Annotated in this window: 14 protein-coding genes; 8 read left to right on the forward strand and 6 right to left on the reverse strand. The window is 73.1% G+C overall.

The window, feature by feature from the left end; genetic code table 11:
• The first annotated feature begins 284 nt into the window (after positions 1-284).
• Complete coding sequence (locus tag FRANEAN1_RS27045) at positions 285-731, forward strand: helix-turn-helix domain-containing protein (protein ID WP_020462947.1); 447 nt, start codon at positions 285-287, stop codon at positions 729-731.
• Between the two features lie 80 nt (positions 732-811).
• Here the strand turns inward: FRANEAN1_RS27045 and FRANEAN1_RS27050 are convergent, their stop codons facing one another.
• Entirely contained in the window at positions 812-1,348 is a 537-nt protein-coding gene (locus tag FRANEAN1_RS27050; protein ID WP_020462948.1) for a glutathione peroxidase, read from the reverse strand.
• 217 nt (positions 1,349-1,565) lie between these two features.
• On the reverse strand, positions 1,566-2,309 hold the full coding sequence (locus FRANEAN1_RS27055) for a GNAT family N-acetyltransferase (protein ID WP_198145379.1): 744 nt from the start codon (positions 2,307-2,309) through the stop codon (positions 1,566-1,568).
• 1,259 nt (positions 2,310-3,568) lie between these two features.
• On the opposite strand from FRANEAN1_RS27055, the gene FRANEAN1_RS27060 reads away from it, so the two are divergent.
• The 6 genes from FRANEAN1_RS27060 to FRANEAN1_RS27085 all read left to right on the forward strand — a co-directional run bounded on the left by FRANEAN1_RS27060 (position 3,569) and on the right by FRANEAN1_RS27085 (position 9,722).
• The gene (locus FRANEAN1_RS27060; RefSeq protein ID WP_020462950.1) at positions 3,569-5,371 is read left to right on the forward strand and encodes an ATP-binding protein; all 1,803 of its coding nucleotides are present in this window, start codon (positions 3,569-3,571) and stop codon (positions 5,369-5,371) included.
• A 139-nt stretch (positions 5,372-5,510) separates the two neighbouring features.
• On the forward strand, positions 5,511-5,930 hold the full coding sequence (locus FRANEAN1_RS27065) for a roadblock/LC7 domain-containing protein (protein ID WP_041256585.1): 420 nt from the start codon (positions 5,511-5,513) through the stop codon (positions 5,928-5,930).
• Complete coding sequence (locus FRANEAN1_RS27070) at positions 5,927-6,286, forward strand: DUF742 domain-containing protein (protein WP_041254845.1); 360 nt, start codon at positions 5,927-5,929, stop codon at positions 6,284-6,286. The genes FRANEAN1_RS27065 and FRANEAN1_RS27070 overlap by 4 nt, the downstream gene beginning before the upstream one ends.
• A complete protein-coding gene (locus FRANEAN1_RS27075; RefSeq protein WP_020462952.1) occupies positions 6,267-6,887 on the forward strand; it encodes an ATP/GTP-binding protein in 621 nt (206 codons plus the stop codon). The genes FRANEAN1_RS27070 and FRANEAN1_RS27075 overlap by 20 nt, the downstream gene beginning before the upstream one ends.
• Positions 6,884-8,197 carry a cytochrome P450 gene (locus FRANEAN1_RS27080; protein ID WP_020462953.1) on the forward strand — a complete coding sequence of 438 codons (1,314 nt, stop codon included), beginning with the start codon at positions 6,884-6,886 and terminating at the stop codon, positions 8,195-8,197. Before FRANEAN1_RS27075 ends, FRANEAN1_RS27080 begins: the two co-directional genes overlap by 4 nt.
• Positions 8,198-8,255: 58 nt before the next feature.
• On the forward strand, positions 8,256-9,722 hold the full coding sequence (locus tag FRANEAN1_RS27085; protein WP_020462954.1) for a cytochrome P450: 1,467 nt from the start codon (positions 8,256-8,258) through the stop codon (positions 9,720-9,722).
• Here the strand turns inward: FRANEAN1_RS27085 and FRANEAN1_RS27090 are convergent.
• The gene (locus FRANEAN1_RS27090) at positions 9,709-10,599 is read right to left on the reverse strand and encodes a hypothetical protein (RefSeq protein WP_347176778.1); all 891 of its coding nucleotides are present in this window, start codon (positions 10,597-10,599) and stop codon (positions 9,709-9,711) included. The genes FRANEAN1_RS27085 and FRANEAN1_RS27090 overlap by 14 nt on opposite strands.
• A 198-nt stretch (positions 10,600-10,797) precedes the next feature.
• On the opposite strand from FRANEAN1_RS27090, the gene FRANEAN1_RS27095 reads away from it, so the two are divergent.
• Complete coding sequence (locus FRANEAN1_RS27095) at positions 10,798-11,478, forward strand: thymidylate kinase-like protein (RefSeq protein ID WP_020462956.1); 681 nt, start codon at positions 10,798-10,800, stop codon at positions 11,476-11,478.
• Between the two features lie 18 nt (positions 11,479-11,496).
• Here the strand turns inward: FRANEAN1_RS27095 and rpsA are convergent, their stop codons facing one another.
• The 3 genes from rpsA to FRANEAN1_RS27110 form a co-directional block, all read right to left on the reverse strand.
• Entirely contained in the window at positions 11,497-12,978 is a 1,482-nt protein-coding gene (gene rpsA / locus FRANEAN1_RS27100; protein WP_020462957.1) for a 30S ribosomal protein S1, read from the reverse strand.
• A gap of 265 nt (positions 12,979-13,243) precedes the next feature.
• Positions 13,244-15,007: an acyltransferase gene (locus FRANEAN1_RS27105; RefSeq protein ID WP_020462958.1), complete on the reverse strand. Its 1,764-nt coding sequence runs from the start codon at positions 15,005-15,007 to the stop codon at positions 13,244-13,246.
• Positions 15,008-15,143: 136 nt separating this feature from the next.
• On the reverse strand, positions 15,144-16,634 hold the full coding sequence (locus tag FRANEAN1_RS27110) for a glycosyltransferase family 39 protein (protein WP_020462959.1): 1,491 nt from the start codon (positions 16,632-16,634) through the stop codon (positions 15,144-15,146).
• Between the last annotated feature and the right edge of the window lie 40 nt (positions 16,635-16,674).

Genomic DNA, 16,674 nt, shown 5'->3' on the forward strand with positions numbered 1-16,674 from the left:
TCACCAGGGTATTTACCGGCCGACTTGTCACCCGGCCGCGCCAGGGTTCCGTCACGGGCCGCGCGCAACCCGCCCGCGTGGGTGGGCGAGCGCCCGGCGCCTCCGTAGCCGGCGGCGGGCCGGCCCCGCGGCGCGGTGGTAAGTTTGAAATTTGGATGGACTTGGTGCCCGGGACCGCTACTCACCGGGACCGCTACTCACCGGGACCGCTACTCACCGGGACCGCTGCTCCAGGACCTTCGCCACTGTCCCGGGGACGTCCATGGCCATGGAGGAGGCCCGCGATGGGCAAGACCGCGCGGGAGTGCTCGATCGCGAACGCGCTCGCCGTCGTCGGGGAACGCTGGAGCCTGCTCGCCCTGCGGGAGGTCCTGCTCGGCGCGCGCAGGTTCGACCAGATCGTGGAGAACACCGGCGCGAGCCGGGACATCCTCGCCACCCGGCTGCGGTCGCTCGTCGCGGCGGGGGTGCTGGAGAAGCGGCAGTACAGCGAGCATCCGCCGCGTCACGAGTACGTGGCGACCGAGTCCGGCAGGGCGCTGAACGCGGTGCTGCTCGGCCTCATGGACTGGGGCGACCGGTACGTGACGCCCGGTCCGCCACCGACGGTGTGGGCGCACTCCTGCGGCGCGGAGCTGCGGCCCCGGTGCGTGTGCGCGAGCTGCGGCGAGCAGGTGCGCCTCGGCGACACCACGGTCGTGCGGCTCGGCGAGGTCCGCCCGAGCCACTGACCGCCACGCGTGTCCGCCGCCCGGCGGTCTGCCGGGCGGCGGACAGCTACAGCGCTACCGGGTCAGCGACAGCGCTCCCGTCAGGCCAGGGAGGTGTCGAGCTCGCCGCGGAGCTCGTCCGGGGTGACGGTGGGCTCGAAGCGGCGGACGACCTTGCCCTCGCCGTCCACCAGGAACTTGGTGAAGTTCCACTTCACCTCGTCGGTACCGATCGCCTCGGGCCGCGAGCGCTTGATGTGCTCGTAGAGGAAGCCCGACTCCGGGCCGAAGTCGCCGGGGGCCTCCGAGCGCAGGTAGTCGTACAGCGGGGCCGCGCCGGGGCCGTTCACCTCGATCTTGCTGAAGACGGGGAAGGTGACGTCGAAGTTCGTCGAGCAGAACTCCTGGATCTCGGCGTCGGTGCCCGGCTCCTGGCCGCCGAACTGGTTGCAGGGGAAGCCGAGGATCTCCAGCCCCCGCCCCTTCAGGTCGCGGTAGAGCGCCTCCAGCCCCTCGTACTGCGGGGTCAGGCCGCACTTGCTGGCGACGTTGACGATCAGCAGCGTCTTGCCGGCGTAGTCGCGCAGGGATCGGGAGGTGCCGTCCGTCGCCTCGACGGTGAAGTCATGGACAGTCATGATCGACCTAGCTCTCGGTGGTGCGGACCCGACGACCGCAGGTCCGGCGGCGGGGACGCCGACGCGTAGCGGGAGCCGGCCGGGCAGGACCGGACACAGCCATGGCCCGCACGGGTGGAGCCGGACGGGCCGACGCGGACGGCGCGCGGACACATCGGACGCTACCCGGCCTCCAGGGATTCTGTCACCGCCCCGGTGACAGAATCAGCCGCGGCGGTCAGCTCGACGGGGTACGCATCTGCACGAACGAGACCTCCCGGCGCGGCGCGAAGCCCAGCGCCTCGTACAGCCGGAGGGCATCGGTGTTCGACACCGAGACGTGCAGGAAGGGCTGTTCGCCCCGGGCCCGCACGCCCACGGCCACCGCCCGGACCAGCCGGCTCGCCAGGCCCTCGCCGCGATGGGCCGGATCGGTGCACACGGCGCTGATCTCCGTCCACCCCGGCAGCCGCATCCGCTGGCCGGCCATCGCCACGAGGCGCCCCCCGCTGCGGATACCCAGATAACCGCCGAGCTCGACGGTGCGCCGCGAGAACGGGCCGGGCCTGGTCCGCGCGACCAGGTCGAGCATCTCCGGGACGTCACCGGCCCGCAGCGGGACGGCCTCCGGGTCGGGCCGGTCCACCAGATCGTCACCGAGGAACTGGAGGGCGGGCACCGCCATCGTCACCTCCCACCCGGGCGGCGGGAGCATCCGCAGGCCGGAGAAACCCAGCAGGACTCCCGGCCCGGCGAGTTCGGCCAGCTCCGCCCAGGCGCCAGGGTCGGCGCCGTCACCCACCGCCGCGAACGGTGAGATCTCGGGTGGATAGCGCGCCGCGCGAGACGTGGCGATGGCGAGATGAGCGTGCGCGCCCGCGAGTGACTCCCAGACCGGGTTGTCGAGAACCGACTCGGCGACGGTCACCGATCCCGTGGCAGGCTCCGGCAGCGCGCTCGGGCTCACGCCCGTCGGACCCATCGAACCTCCCGCCGGCGACGGGCGCGGACAGCGCGCCCGGCCGTCAGACTATGCGCCGGCTCCGAATCAGTGCGAAACACCCACCCGCTGCCGGTCCGGGCGATACCCCGCGACCTGGGAACACGCCCCGGGAGCACGTCCTGTGAGTACGCCACCGGCGCACCGCCGCGGCGTACCAACGCCCCGCGGCATACCAACGCCGCGGCGACCGGGCCCGCCGTCGAACGGCCACCGCGGCCCCGGCGAGCGGCCGGCGAGCGGGACGCACGGAGCGGACGGCACCCCCGGAGACACCCGTCGGCGCACCCCCACCCCAACCGGGAGCCGGCGGTCGGGTGCGCCCGGGACGGCGGCACGCCCCACTGTCAGGCCACGTTCCGCTTGACAGACAGCGTGGACACGCGGCGATCTTCCGGCGCAACGGCCCCTCCGAGCGTCCCCGGTGCACCCGTGCGGGGGTGATCGCGGCGCCGGCACCGCCGCGGGGCGGGAGCCGGGCGGCGCCCCGAGCAGGGCGATTCCCCGCCGGCACAGGATGAACCGACGCGCGACCGTCCTTAGCTGAGAAGGAATTCAACAAGTATCCGCCCGGGCCACCCCGCCCGCCAAAAGTGTCGCCGCAATTGCCACAAGTGACCCGTGACGCCCCGAACCGGGCGGCAGCAATGCCAGGCTGTCAACTCTTCAAGCACCCGGAATCCTTCTCTCCGGGCGACCGAACGGGATTCCAGCAAAACAGTTACAAACTTTACACACTACAGATGAACAACAGTAACACTCCGATACCACTTGCGGCTATCGCCCGACAGCGCCGCCCCGCGCCTGGCGCGCGACCCGTCCGAGGTGTCCCTAGCATGTGCGACGCGCATATGACCTGCACTGATGGTTCAGCTTCGGCCTGGGGGCGACCCCGGGCGCGGACGCGGATCACGGCGCAGGGCGGCGACGGCGAGGGGGCGAAGATCGACGTGGTCAGTACGGCCGGCGGCGCGACCCATACCGGTGCTCCCACGCACCAGGAATCACGGTCGCGCGACCGGGGGGACGTATTCCGCCGCAACGGCACGAACAGTTCAGAAAAAGGCCGGGAGGGGGTCCCCGCCGTACCTTTTCAGGATTACCGAGAAGTATCCGAGAACTCTTCCCGACAGACGACTCCGACCATGATCTTCCCGTGGGACGTTGGATTTTCCGTGGTCCCTCCCGACCACGGCAGGCCGGCCCTGGCCCACCGACCACCGACGACGAGGACCTGATCGATGTCAGAACACGCAATCGCTCGTCATCAGGTACAGCGACCAGCGACGGCCCGGGACCTGATCGTGCCGCCGACCGCGGCCGTGCTCGTCGTCATGGTCATCGGCCTGGTCGCGGCGGCCGTGTCGCCCGCCGAGGGCCGCGGCGCGATCCTGTTCTGCGTCTCGGTCGCCGCGCTGCTCGTCGGCTTCGCCAGCACCGTGGCCGTCCGCAACCGGCAGACCGTGCGGGAGCTGCGCGGCCGGGTCGTCGCCCTGGAGACGCGCGCCAGCCGCTCGGCCGCCCAGACCGAACGGCTCGCCCGCGAGGTCCTCCCCGCGGTGGTGGAACGCCTGCGCGAGGGGTCGTCCGTCCAGACGGCGCTCGGGGAGGCCCCGCGCGGCACCGAGGGCACGCACCAGCACATCCTGCGCACCGTCGCGGAGGAGGTCAGCCGCGGGGAGCGGATGCGCGGCGCGGCCATGGCGGCCTGCGCGAACGCGGCCGGCCGGATGCAGGCGCTGAGCACCAGCATGCTCGCCGACCTTCGGGCCATGGAGGAACGGCACAGCGAGGAGGTCCTCGGCGACCTGCTCCGGCTCGACCACCTCACCGCCCAGGCCGGCCGGCTCGCGGACAGCATCGCCGTGCTCACCGGCGGGCGCTCCGGGCGCCGGTGGACGAAGCCGATCGTGATGGAGAGCCTCCTGCGGGGCTCCATGGGACGGATCAGCGCCTACCAGCGGGTCCGCCTGCACTCGGTGAGCGCGGTCGCGGTGGTCGGCTACGCCGCCGAGGGCATCATGCACGCCCTCGCCGAGCTGATGGACAACGCGACCAGCTTCTCGCCGCCCTCCGAGGAGGTGCATGTCTACGTCGAGGAGGTGCAGGCCGGGGTCGTCATCACCATCGAGGACGGCGGCCTCGTCATGGGGCCGGCCGCCCTCGAGCGGGCCGAGCGCGCGGTGTCGGCGGAGGTCCTCGACCTGACCACGCTGTCCGGGACGCGGCTCGGCCTGGCGGTCGTCGGCGTCCTCGCCCGCAAGCACGGGCTGACGGTGTCCTTCCGGCCCTCCTCACGCGGCGGCACCGGGGTCGTCGTCATGATCCCGCGCCAGCTCATCACCGCGCCGAGGTCGGTTGTCGCCCCGCCGGCGGTCGCCGACTCCGCGGACACGGTCACCGCCGGGCTGCCCACGGTCGTGCCGTCCAGGCTGCCCGCGCTCCTCTCCCCTGAGGCGAACGCGACGAGCGCGGGGACCACGGGCAAGGTGGGGAGCGCGGCGGGCGCGGCCACGGCGCGAATCGCGGTCGACCCGGTCACCGAGTTCATCTCGCTGCCCCAGCGGAAGCCGGAGCACCCCGCGCGGCTCGACGCCAGCCACGCCGCCGCCTCGGCGCGCGCGGCCGGGGCGGCCCGCGAGGCGGCGCCGGACGCGACCACGGTCGCGAGCGCCGTCCCGAGCCCGGCGCTGGCCGCGGACGCCGACGGGAGCACCGACGAGGCGGGCGCTCCGCCGCTGCTGACCCTGCCCAAGCGTGAGCGCGGGCAGTCCCTCGCGGCGAGCGCACGCGCCGCGGCCCTGCTCGCCGCGCCGCCGCGCACCCACCGGCCACGCCGCAACTCCAGCGCGAACTTCGCCGCCTTCCGCCGGGCGATGCGCGCCGCCGGAACCAACCACGTCCGGCCCGCCGGGCCGGCGCCCGGACGCGCGGGCGCGCTGGTCACGGCAGCCGCCACCGGCACCACGGCCAGCCCGTCGACAGCCCCCGGGGATGCGGACGTCCCCGATGGCACCGGCGAGCCGGACCAGCAGGACACGTGACCTACCAGCGCCGCGTCACGACGAGCGTCCCACATGACGACCAGCGCCCTGCATGACGACCAGCACAGCACTGGACGACCTGATTGGAGGCAGGGGCACGACCGGATGGGACCCACCCGCCCGGCGCCCCGCGATCCCGATGAACACCACTGAGCGCGATCTCGACTGGCTGCTGGAAAACCTCCTCGCCCGCACCCCGGGGACCCGCCACGCCCTGGTGCTATCCAGGGACGGGCTCAAGCTGTGCCGCTCGTCCGGACTGAGCATCGACCAGGCCGACCAACTGTCCGCGATCGCTTCGGGGATCCAGAGCCTCGCGCACGGCGCGTCGATCGAGTTCGGGGACGGCACCGGCGGCGTGCGGCAGTCGATGACCGAGTACCACGGCGGGCTGCTGTTCATCGTCGACGCCGGCCAGGGCGCGCACCTCGCGGTGATCGCCACCGACGACGCCGACGCCGGCATCATCGGCCACAACATGAGCGAGCTCGTCGAACAGATCGGCGAGTACCTGAGCGCGGCGCCACGCGATCCCGTCCAGCCCGCGCTACTGCCATGATCCGTCGGCTCGTCGACAGCGAGGACCCGGACCGCCTCTACACCGTCACCGGCGGCCGCAGCCGGGCCGGAGACACCGCCTTCGACCTCGTCACGCTCGTCACGAGCAGGAGCGAGCCGACGCCCGGGATGCAGTCCGAACACGTCCGGATCCTGCGGGTCTGCCGCGCGCCGACCGCGGTGGTCGAGCTGTCGGCGGACCTGAAGCTGCCGGTGAGCATCGTGAAGATCCTGCTGTCCGATCTGCTCGAGCGGGGCCGGATCTCGGCACGCCACCCCTCGACCCCGAACGACCCCTCGCAACTGCCCGATCCCGCGTTCCTGAAGCAGGTGCTCGTTGGACTCCAGAAGCTCTGAGCCCGCCGCCCGGCCGCCGCTGCAGACCACGGCCCGGGACGGCGTCAAGATCGTGATCGTCGGTGGTTTCGGTGTGGGCAAGACCACGATGGTCCGTTCGGTCAGCGAGATCCGGCCGCTGAGCACGGAGGAGGTGATGACCGAGGCCGGCGTCGGCATCGACGACAACGGCGACGTCCTCGAGAAGAACACGACCACGGTCGCGTTCGACTTCGGACGGATCAGTCTCGACGCCGAGATGGTGCTCTACCTGTTCGGCGCCCCCGGCCAGGAGCGGTTCTGGTTCCTGTGGGAGCGGCTGTTCGCGGGGACGCTCGGGGCGGTGGTGCTCGTCGACACCCGGCGGGTCGCCGACTCGTGGTACGCGATCGACCGGCTCGAGCACCACCGGATGCCCTTCATCGTGGCGCGGAACAACTTCGGCTCCCCCGAGCACTCGCTGGAGGACCTGCGCGAGGCGCTCTCGCTGTCACCCGACATCCCCGTGATCGACTGCGACGCCCGGGCCCGGTCGTCCAGCAAGGACGTGCTGATCACCCTCGTGCGCCACCTCTGCGAGCTGTCCGCGGCGCGCGAGGAGCGCGAGGCGGAGGCGTCGTGACGACCGCCCGCGAGCCGGCGCGCGAGTCACTCCGCGGGCCGGCTCGCGAGCCGGCCCGCGAGCCGGCCCGCGCGGCGCGGGAGCGGCCGCCCGGCGGCCGGACCCCGCCCTGCCACCTGGGCGAGGCGCAGTTCCAGGGTGGGCCGGCGCGGGCCTACCGCGACCTGCGCCGGAAGCACGGCGCCGTCGCGCCCGTGCTGCTCGACGGCGGCCTGCCGGCCTGGCTGGTCCTCGGCTACCGGGAGCTGCACTACGTCCTGAGCCATCCGGAGATCTTCGCCCATGACCCGCGTCACTGGGCCGGCTGGGACGACGTCCCGCCCGACTGGGCCGCCCTGCCCGGTGTCGGACACCGCCCGTCCGTGCTCCGCGCCGAGGGAGCGGAGCACCGGCGGCGCTACACCGCCATCCAGGACGTCCTCGGCGCGGTGGATCTCTTCGAGCTCCGGGCCCGCGCCGAGGAGATCACCGACGACGTGATCGACGCCTTCGCCGGGCGCGGGGAGACCGATCTGATCGACTCGTTCGCGCACCGGGTGCCCGCCCTCGTCCTGGCGTCGCTGTGCGGGCCGCCGGAGGTCGACACCGCGGGCCTGGTGCACGACCTGATCGTCCTGATCGACGACGGCCCGGACGCGGCCGAGAGCCACCAGCGGGTCCTGGACCGGCTGCGGTGGCTGCTCGCCGACCGGCGCGAGCATCCCGACGACGACATCGTCTCGCGCCTGATCGCCCACCCGGCCGGGCTCGCCGACGAGGAGGTCGTCGAGGACCTCGCCGTGGTGTTCGGGTTCGGCGCGCGCGCCGTGGCCGGCTGGATCGGCAACTCGCTGCGCCTGCTGCTCACCGACGGGTCGTTCGCCCTCGACCTGTCCGGCGGACGGCGCAGCGTCATGCAGGCGCTGAACCAGGTCCTGTGGGAGGACACGCCGATGCAGGTCGTCGCCGGCCGGTGGGCGACCCGCAACACCCAGCTCGGCGGGCAGCGCATCGAGGCCGGCGACATGATCGCGCTCGGGCTCGGGGCCGGCAACGCCGATCCGCAGGTCCGCCGCGGCCACGCCCCGGACACCCAGACGGGCGCGGGGACCAGCGCCAACAGCGCCCACCTGTCCTTCGGCCACGGCGAGCACCGCTGCCCGTACCCCGCGCAGGAGATCGCCGAGGTCGTCACCCGGACCGCGGTCGAGGCACTCCTCGACCGCCTGCCCAACATGTGGATCGCCGTCCCGGCCGATGCCCTCGGCTGGCGGCGGACCGCGTGGAACCGCGCTCTGACGGCGTTGCCGGTCCGGTTCAGTCCCGTGTGAGGACCGCGACAGGCCGCACCGCGCGGCACCACGCTGACCCTGAGGCCGGAGACAGCACATGACCCATCCCAACCCCCGCCAGCTCGGCACGTGCGCGAGCGGCATGCCCCGCGCGTTCGGCGCCGTCCGCCAGCTCGGCGCGCTGCGCCAGTACGGCGCGTCCTGCCCGGCACCGACCACCCGCCGCGGCGGGCCCGAGGACACCCCGTCCGGCGAGCCCGTGCCCGGACCATCCAGCGGCCCGCCGAGCGGACCGCGCGGCGGGCCGGTGCGCGGCACGGCGGGCGCCCACCCGCCGGCCCGGCCGGATCTCGACGCGCGCTGGCCGGCGCACGCCACCGCCGTCCGGCTACCGGCCGACGGCCCCGGGGACGACCGCGCCGCGTTCTACCGGCGTATCCGCGACGAGCACGGCCCGGTCGCCCCGGTCCTGCTCGAGGGGGACGTCCCGGCCTGGCTGGTGCTCGGCTACCGCGAGGTCGTCTACGTCGCCGGCACCCCGGCCCTGTTCGGCCGGGACTGCCGGATCTGGAACGCCTGGGATCTCGTCCCGCCGGCCTGGCCGCTGCAGTCGATGGTCGGCCAGCGGCCGTCGCTACGCGCCCTCGACGGGCCCGCCCACGCCCGCCGGCTGGGCGCCATCGGCGACGTGCTGGGCATGTTCGAGCCGCACGGCCTGCGGGCGCGGGCGGCCAGCGGCGCCGACGCCCTGATCGACGCGATGGCCAGCGACGGCCGCGCCGAACTCATGACCCAGTACGCCAGCCCGCTGCCGGCGATGGTCGCAGCCGGGATGTGGGGGCTGCCCGACACCGACCTGACCGCGCTCGCCCGGGATCTGACCCTGCTCGTCAGCGGCGGGACGGGGGCCCGCGACGCGCGTCGGCGGGCCCACGCGATGCTCACCCGGGTGGTCCGGCGCCGCCGCGCGCAACCGGGCGACGACGCGGTGTCGGCGCTGCTCACCCATCCGGCCGGCCTGCGCGACGACGAGGTCGTCGAGGACGTCATGGCGACCCTGATCGCCGGCCAGGCGCCGACCGCGGACTGGATCGGGAACACGCTGCGGCTGATGCTGACCGACCCCCGGTTCGCCACCGACCTCGCCGGTGGACGGCTCAGCGCGGGGGACGCGATGGCCGAGGTGCTGTGGGCGGACCCACCGATCCAGAACCTCGTCGCGCGGTGGGCCCGGCGCGACGTCCGGCTCGGCGGGCGCTGGATCCGCGCGGGCGACCTGCTCATCTTTGGCCTGTCGGCCGCGAACTCCGATCCGTGGGCGCGTCCCCAGCCCTCCGGGCGCCCGTCGGGCAACCACGCCCACCTGGCGTTCGGCCACGGCGAGCACCGCTGCCCCTTCCCCGCCCAGATGACGGCCGAGACGATCGCGACCACCGCGATCGAGGTGCTCCTGGACCGCCTCCCCGATCTCGAGCTCGCCGTGGAGCCGCGGGACCTGCGCTGGCGCCCGTCGGTGTGGGCGCGTGGGGTCGCCGCGCTCCCGGTGCGCTTCACGCCCCCCTGAGCGGCCCCGGCCAGGGCGCGTCCGCCCCGCCACCTGTCCCGGGGATCGGCGGGCGCGGCACCCCGACGGCGTCCAGGACCCCGGTCACCTCCGCCAGCACGTCCGCGGCCGGCGCGTCCGCGTCGATGACGACACAGTCGACGCCGGACATCACCTCGTCGTAGCGCGCGCACGCCTCGACGGCCTCCCGCAGGGCCGCGGCCTCGTCCACCCGGCCCGCGGACTCCCGGCCCGCTGAGGCCGACCCCCCCGACTCCTGCCCCGCTGAAGCCTGTCCCGCCGGCCCATGCCCCGCTGTGGCCTGCCCTGCCGACGCCCGGCGTGCCAGCCGCGCGGCCGCCACCTCGGGCGAGACGCGCAGATAGAGCACGAGGTCGGGAACGGGCACGTACGAGGCGATCTGCAGGTACCACTCGGTGTACTCGCCGAGGTCCCCGCAGTAGACCTCCCAGGTCTGGATCCAGCGGTCGGCCACCACCAGGTCAAACCCCGCCAGGAACTCCTCCAGGTACCGGAACTGGACGGCGGCCTCGATCAGGCGAGCGGCGTGGACGAGATTCGCCGGGACCGCGCCGAGCGGCTCACCGAGAGTACTCAGCCGCCGCATCAGGTCCCGGAGCACCGCGTCGGTCTGCGACGCCAGGTGCAGGTGCAGCGCCGCCGGTGCCGCAGTCAGCCGCCGCACCAGGGCGAGCTTGCCCGCTCCGGCCGGGCCTTCGACGGCCAGCAGAGCGTAGGGACGCGCCGGCGCGGCGCCGAAGGTGAAGACGTCGCTGGCCAAGAGCATCCCGACCGGATCGGCTGCCGGCTGCCGCCCGACGCGGACGCGGACCGGCGCGGCAGAGTTCGTCGACGGCGCACCGAGCTCGATGGGCACCGAACCGGCTGGCGCACCGAGCAGGGAGCGAATCACCGCCGCGGATGGTCCCGCGGCGAGCTGTGCCCGTCCGATTCTGGTACCAGTCCGGCGAACCGGCAATAGCCGGCAGCCGCATTTACGGCGTCGTAACACTCCGGTGGGCCCCGCTCACCCGAGCGGCGGACGCGCCCGCCGCCGGCGATCTACAGTTCGGGCATGAGCCGGAAAGATCCACTGCTTGTGGCCGTGGAGGGTGTCGACGGAGCCGGGAAGACCACGCTCATCCGCGGTCTGGAGACGGTGCTGCGCCCGCTGCGCGGAACCCGGCCGGCGCGCGTGTGCGTGGAGATCTTCCGTGCGATCGCCGAGCCCGACGACACCGTCCTGCACCAGGCGGTCATCCCCGGCCCGGTGCGGCGGCTGGCCCACCTGATCGAGCTCTCCGCCCAACTGCGCTACCGCACCGGCCCGGACGGACGTCCCGACCTGCTGTTCGACCGGTGGATCCAGTCGTCGGAGGTGCACTGCGGCCCCTACGGGGAGCAGCACCGGCCGTGGCTCGAGCACATGGAGGATCTGCTCCCCCGCCCCGACCCGCTGCTGTGGCTGCGCGTACCGCCCGCGCTCGCCTACGAGCGGATGGTCGCCCGCGGCGACCGCCGCACCCGGGCCTTCACCCCGGCGGCGCTGCGCGCCCACCTCGTCGAGCAGGCCGACGGCTACGAGAAGATCATGGCCCAGGCCGACAACGTCGTCGAGCTGGACGGGACGCAGTCCCGGGAGAGGCTGCTCGACCAGGCGGCATCGGCGATCGAGACCGTCGCCACGCGGGCCGGCGGGGCCGACACCGCCCCGAACGTGCTTCAGGGCCCGTGGGATGTTCCCCACGGGCCCTGAAGATCACTTACCTACGGCCTACTCGCGGCCGAACTGCTCCCGCAGGCGTCGCAGCGCCTCCTCGTCGATCGCCGAAGCGGGCTGCTCCGACTGCGACGAGGTGTAGGAGGACGGTGCCGCCGCGGCGGCGTCGGCCTCCTGCGCGGCCCGGATCTGGGCCTGGTGGGCCTCGAACCGGGTCTGGGCCTCCGCGTACTGACGCTCCCACTCGGCCTGCTGCTCCTCGAAGCCCGGCAGCCACTCGCCGGTCTCGGGGTCGAAGCCCTCGGGGTACACGTAGTTGCCCTGCTCGTCGTACTTGGCTTCCATGCCGTACTGGCTCGGGTCGAACGACTCGCCCTCAGCGACCAGCGAGGACGCCTCGTTCGCCTGCTTCAGCGAGAGGCTGATCCGGCGCCGGTCGAGGTCGATGTCGATGACCTTGACCAGGATCTCGTCGCCGACATTGACGACCTGCTCGGGGATCTCGACGTGGCGCTCGGCCAGCTCCGAGATGTGCACCAGGCCCTCGATGCCCTCGTCCACGCGGACGAACGCGCCGAACGGCACGAGCTTGGTGACCCGACCGGGTACGACCTGGCCGATCGCGTGCGTCCGGGCGAACTGGCGCCACGGGTCCTCCTGCGTCGCCTTCAGCGACAGGGAGACCCGCTCGCGGTCCAGGTCGACGTCGAGAACCTCGACGGTGACCTCCTGGCCGACCTCGACCACCTCGGACGGGTGGTCGATGTGCTTCCAGGACAGCTCGGACACGTGCACGAGGCCGTCGACGCCACCCAGGTCCACGAAGGCACCGAAGTTGACGATGGAGCTGACCACGCCCTTGCGGATCTGACCCTTGGCGAGCTGGGCGAGGAACTCCGACCGCACCTCGCTCTGGGTCTGCTCCAGCCAGGCGCGGCGGGACAGAACCACGTTGTTGCGGTTCTTGTCCAGCTCAATGATCTTGGCTTCGAGCTCACGGCCCACGTAGGGCTGGAGGTCGCGGACCCGGCGCATCTCCACGAGGGAGGCGGGAAGGAAGCCGCGCAGGCCGATGTCGAGGATGAGACCACCCTTGACGACCTCGATGACGGTGCCGGTGACGACGCCGTCCTCCTCCTTGAGCTTCTCGATCGTGCCCCAGGCGCGCTCGTACTGCGCACGCTTCTTGGACAGGATCAGACGGCCTTCCTTGTCCTCCTTCTGGAGGACGAGGGCCTCGACGTGGTCGCCGACCGTGACGACCTCGTGCGGATCGACATCATGCTTGATCGAGAGCTCCCGCGACGGGATGACACCCTCGGTCTTGTAACCGATGTCGAGCAGCACCTCGTCGCGGTCCACCTTGACGATGATGCCGTCGACGATGTCGCCGTCGTTGAAGAACTTGATCGTCTTGTCGACCGCGGCGAGGAAATCCTCCGCCGAGCCGATGTCGTTGACCGCAACCTGTGGTGTGGTCGGGCTGTGCGAGGTGGTCACGGTCTCCACGGGTCGTACGTCGGTGGTGCTCGTCAAGGGGTCGGCTCCGACTGGGAATCGTCCAAAGCGCGAGGGCCGGATCGAACCGCCGGGACGGAGGGACAGACACCGAACGCAAGAACGACACTGTCAGAACCGATAACGACTGCTCGAGTGGATCCGCTCGGTCTGAGACCCACGAACCCTCGTGCAACTCCCAAGTCTAGGGAGCGGTGTCCCACGAGGTCAACGGGAGGGCGCACAGACGCGGAGCCAGTCCTGCCGAACCCCTCACCCTGTGGGGCTTTCATAGTACGAAAAGTCACCAGCCATCGTCCCGCCCGCCGTCGCGAATGTGGCCCAGTCGGCTCTCGGCGGCGCCGTCCGGGCCGGGCCCGCCGGGCCCGCCGGCCGGCTCCCGGCCGGGTCGCCGGGCGCGGTCGCCGGCCGGGCGCCAGGGGGCGGGGGTGACCGGCGGCGGCTGCGCGGAGCCGCCGGGACCTGGTACCCCACGCTCCCGCGCCCCGCGGCCCGGCTCCGCGCGCGGCCGGGGAGCCGGGCCGGGCGACCGGTCCGCCGCCGGGGCACCCGGGCGCGTGCCGGGTCCGCCACCGGAGCCGGCACCGGGCGCCCAACCGGTCCGCAGCGGCATCGTCCGCGCCGACTCGCCGTCGGGGGCACTGTCGGCTCCGTGGTGTCCGCTACCGGACAGTTCCTGGCGCCACCTCTCGTCCACCTGGGACTCCACCGACCAGCGCTCGTCGGTGCCGGTCGGCGCCCCCGCGCCGGCCGGGACCGGCTCGGCGGGCCCCGCCGGCACCGGCCGGGACCGCGCGCGCACCCGCCGGGCCCACTCACGACCCAGCGTCATACAGGGCCGTTCCACCAGGAAGTAGGTGATCGTGGAGACCGCACAGGTCAGCGCGAGCACCAGCAGGAAGAACGGGGCGAACGCCAGCTCGCCGGCGGCCGTCCCGGTGTGCTCGGCGACCACCTCGATCACGACCGTGTGCCACAGGTAGATCCCGTACGAGATGAGGCCGAGGTAGGCCATCGGGCGGCAGGTCAGCAACCGCCGCACCAGGCCCTGGTCGGGCGGCCCGAACACCGCGGGCAGGATCAGGAAGAAGCCGAACAGGCCGTAGAACAGGTGCCGGCCCATGTCCTGGGTGCGGTCCGGCACGAACAGCGGCTGCAGCGGGAGGTCGACCTGGGTGCTGGCCACCCAGTAGAAGAACGCGGCGATGAGCCAGCAGGCCCCGCCGGACCACCGCCACCGCGCCCACGCCGGCGTCCGCCCGTTCTGGACGTACCAGGCCGACAGGACGGCGAGCAGCATCCCCATGGCGAACAGGTCCCACCAGACCGGCAGCCAGACCGTCCAGCCGTCAGCCCACCAGATGTGCGAGCCGATCAGCGCGTAGTGCAGGACCCGGCTGATCACGAAGATCACGGCGAGGGCCACAAGCTCGGCCCTGAGCTGGGAGCGGGCCGGGCGGCGCCGGCGGACGAGCAGCCAGGCATAGAACGGGACGGAGATGTAGAAGGCGAACTCCACGTTGAGGGTCCACGCCTGGGTGAGGCCCTGGATCGCCCAGTGCTGCCGGTAGCCCTGCATGAAGAAGGCCGTCTGCAGCAGCCCGGCGAAGCCGTGGACGCCCATCTTGTCGTTGGGCACGACGTTGAGCGCGACCGCCAGCGCCAGCCAGTACAGCGGGATGATCCGCAGCAGCCGGCGGATGTAGAAGCCGGCGGCGTCCGGGGCGCCGCGGCCGCTCAGGTGCGCCACGGCGAACGGGCGGTAGAGCAGGAAGCCCGAGATCAGGAAGAAGACCGCGACGCCGATCTCACCGCGGGCGGTGTAGACGCCGATGGAGTTGCCGGTGGTCAGCCCGCTGTTGAACGACACGTGCACGACCAGGACCAGCAGCGCCGCGATCGCGCGCAGCCCGTCGAAGCCCGCGAACACCACCGGCGCGGACCGGGCCGCCTCCGCCTGCGCGGCCGGCCCCGTGCTCGCCGTGGCCGCGGAACCCGGCCGGCCCGGCGCCCGGCCACCGCTCCCGCGGTCGAAACCGGCGGTCACCGACCGCGACCACTACTGTCGGCGATGTCTGGCACGGTCGCAAGGTACCAGGCGGTACCCGACGGCTCGGCGGCCCGCGCCACCCTAGCGAGCCGGGCGCGACCCCCGAAAACGGTGCCGGAAGGCAGCCGTGTCGTCACTTTACGCGCCCGCGCTGGGCCTCGGCGGTGGCCAGGCCCGCCCGGCGACGGCGCAGCGCACCGACGATGGCCGCGATCCCGACCGCCGCGAGCAGGACTACCGCCGGCTCGGCGCACGCCCGGAACCGGGTCGTGCCGTAGACCAGCACCGAGGCCAGCGTGAGTGTGATCGGTACCGCCAGCAGCGGCAGCAGGACGACCCCCCGTCGGCGCAGCACCATCGTGCCGGCGACGGCGGCCAGCTCGAGCACCCAGAGGCAGACCATGCCGAGCCGGCTCAGCCCCAGCGGGCGCAGCTCCACGCCGTCGAACTCGGTCTGCTGCCACGGCCGGTAGAGGCCCCACGTCCGGCCGGCCCGGGCGGCGGCGACACGGGGCAGCTCTCCGGTGTTGTCACCGATGAACCTGTATGCGGCCTTCCGGTAGTAGACGTCCCGCTCGGACCGTTCCACCGGCGCCTGCTCCAGCGCCTGGATGCAGTCGAACGACCACCACCCCGTGTACTTGCCGAAGTAGCTCGCCTCGCAGTGGGTGACGGCCAGCGTCGAGCCGAGGCCGGTCGAGAGGAACTCGGGCTCCTCGAACCGGGACAGGTTGTAGGCCGTCCAGGGGGCCACCACGGCGACGCTCGTGCCGGCGGCGGCCGCGAGCAGGCCGAGGCGGCGACGCCACGGCAGCGGACGGCTCATCGCGATCAGGGGCACCACGAGCACCAGGGCGAGCAGCGCGAGCTCGGCGCGGGCGAGCATCGCGGCGGCCAGCGCCGCGCCGAGCCAGCAGGCGTCCGCCACGGTCCGCCGGTCCCAGAAGCGGTGGGCCGCGGCGATCAGCAGGGCGCAGGTCAGGATTCCGGTGGTCTCGGACATCACCAGGGCGTCGTTGAGCCACATCCCCGGGTAGAGCGCCGCGATGCCGGCGGCGAGCAGGCCGGTGGCCGGGCCGGCGGCGCGGCGGCCTACCAGGCCGACGACGCCGACCGACACCGCACCGAGCAGACACGAGAAGATCTGGTGCGACAGGAACCCGGTGAAGCCCAGCACGGACGGGATGGCGAGCAGCGCACTCGTCAGTGGTGGGTGCTGCGCGTCCGGGACGTATCTGTCGAAGTACCTCAACTCGTACGGATCGGGCCAGCCGTGCCCGTCCGCGAACAGGTTCGCGGCCTGGTGGTAATAGAAAGGGTCACCGTCGACGACCGCGGGATGCATCCATCCGAACAGGTAGCCGAGGCGGACACCGAGACCGACGGCGACCACTACCAGCAGGCCGATCCACCACGCCCGCCCGGCCGGCGCGAGCCGGGGCGGTACCGCGGACCGCGCGCCGGGATCCGATGGCCCCTGTGTCGGGAGCTGGCCGGACCCGGCCAGGCGGCCCCTGCCGGGGCGCCCTCCGGACCTCGACCATCGGCCCGCGGCCGCCGGCCGATGCGCCCCGGGCGGGCGGGGCGCCGGCGCGAGCTGACCCTCATCCGACAGAACGTCCACGACACCGTCTGATCGATCCGTCGTAGCCTCGACGACGGAA

Origin of the sequence: Parafrankia sp. EAN1pec (genome assembly GCF_000018005.1) — a bacterium.
GTDB lineage: Bacteria > Actinomycetota > Actinomycetes > Frankiales > Frankiaceae > Parafrankia > Parafrankia soli.

Coding starts and splice junctions, on each gene's coding strand:
- FRANEAN1_RS27070 (WP_041254845.1), top strand. CDS start 5,927: ATGATCCGTCGGCTCGTCGACAGCGAGGACCCGGACCGCCTCTACACC.
- FRANEAN1_RS27085 (WP_020462954.1), top strand. CDS start 8,256: ATGACCCATCCCAACCCCCGCCAGCTCGGCACGTGCGCGAGCGGCATG.
- FRANEAN1_RS27045 (WP_020462947.1), top strand. CDS start 285: ATGGGCAAGACCGCGCGGGAGTGCTCGATCGCGAACGCGCTCGCCGTC.
- FRANEAN1_RS27055 (WP_198145379.1), bottom strand. CDS start 2,309: ATGGGTCCGACGGGCGTGAGCCCGAGCGCGCTGCCGGAGCCTGCCACG.
- FRANEAN1_RS27050 (WP_020462948.1), bottom strand. CDS start 1,348: ATGACTGTCCATGACTTCACCGTCGAGGCGACGGACGGCACCTCCCGA.
- FRANEAN1_RS27095 (WP_020462956.1), top strand. CDS start 10,798: ATGAGCCGGAAAGATCCACTGCTTGTGGCCGTGGAGGGTGTCGACGGA.
- FRANEAN1_RS27065 (WP_041256585.1), top strand. CDS start 5,511: ATGAACACCACTGAGCGCGATCTCGACTGGCTGCTGGAAAACCTCCTC.
- FRANEAN1_RS27060 (WP_020462950.1), top strand. CDS start 3,569: ATGTCAGAACACGCAATCGCTCGTCATCAGGTACAGCGACCAGCGACG.